At 62.9% G+C, this 1161-nt stretch carries 2 protein-coding genes; both read left to right on the forward strand.

Annotation, left to right across the window (positions count from 1 at the left end; translation table 11 throughout):
- On the forward strand, window positions 1–345 hold a 345-nt coding region (locus GY725_06015; GenBank protein ID MCP4003734.1), incomplete at its 5' end, for a hypothetical protein.
- A complete protein-coding gene (locus GY725_06020; GenBank protein ID MCP4003735.1) occupies window positions 345–1013 on the forward strand; it encodes a transposase in 669 nt (222 codons plus the stop codon). The genes GY725_06015 and GY725_06020, both read left to right, overlap by 1 nt.
- Window positions 1014–1161: the final 148 nt, after the last annotated feature.

The raw sequence follows: 1161 nt of genomic DNA on the forward strand, positions 1-1161 counted from the left end.
GGCTTCGACATATACGCCGGCGACGGCCACTTCCACGAGGCTGCCTGCCACGATCCGCACAAGCCGAAAAAGGCGAAGCCGACCGGGAAGAAGGGCGAGCGAGCCAAGGTCGCGAAGAAGACCCAGACCGGCCACTTCTTTCTCCTCGGGATGCGCGATCACCACCTGCGCCATTATACGCTCGCGGAGATCAGACCCGGCGGGGGCAACGAGCACGACATGCACGCGCTCAAGCGCAAGGGGACCAAGGCGCTGCGCCTCGGTGCGAAGACCGGGCGCAAGGTGATGGTCGTCTGGGATTGTCCCTCCCTCCGGTCGCGACCTGCTGTCAGGCTCCGCTTTTGATGAGGTGGCAGTGGGCCTGTATCGACTTTCCGTTCTGGGCCGAGGCCAAGCGCCGCCACGGCGTCTACTTCATCAGCCGCGAGAAGGCGAACATGGACATCCAGGTCATTGGGATGACGCCGGGCTTCGACCGGGAGGACCCGCGCAACGTCGGGGTGGACGCCGACGAGTTCGTCGGGCCGGGCGGCGGCGGCACGATGCTGCGCCGCGTGACCTACACCGACCCGAAGGGCACGACCTACAAATACCTCACCACCGAGATGAGGCAGCCCGCGTGGGTGATCGTGCTGCTCTTCAAGGCGCGCTGGGACATCGAGAAAGTTTTCGATGAGGTGAAGAACAAGCTGCTGGAGCGCAAATCTTGGGCGAGCAGCGACACCGCGAAAATCACCCACGCGAACTTCATCTGCCTGACGCACAACCTCATGGTGTTGCTCGAGGACGAGATCGAGAATGTCGAGCAGACCTGCAACCTCATCGAGAGGAAACGCAAGTCCAAGCGGGAGGAGGAGGCGAAGGGAGCCGGCGCCGGATACGTGGCGACAGCGATCGGGCGCTTCACCGTACGTAGCGTGAAGTTCGTGAGATGGTTGCGAAATTTTCTCTACTCCGAGGCGCCCTGGAGCCACGCCATCGCCCGCCTGGCCAAAGTCTACTCCACGTGGTGATCAGAATTTTCCACACCGTTGCTGGGGTGTCTGGGGGGCTGTCCCCCTGTCGGAAGTCGGCGGCGAACGCGAGCCAGCAGATCCGCAGGTTCGAACAGCGGACGACACAGGCCGCGATCAGGGAGTTGAGGAAACGAATGCCCAAAAA

Source organism: bacterium (assembly GCA_024226335.1).
Taxonomy (GTDB): domain Bacteria; phylum Myxococcota_A; class UBA9160; order SZUA-336; family SZUA-336; genus JAAELY01.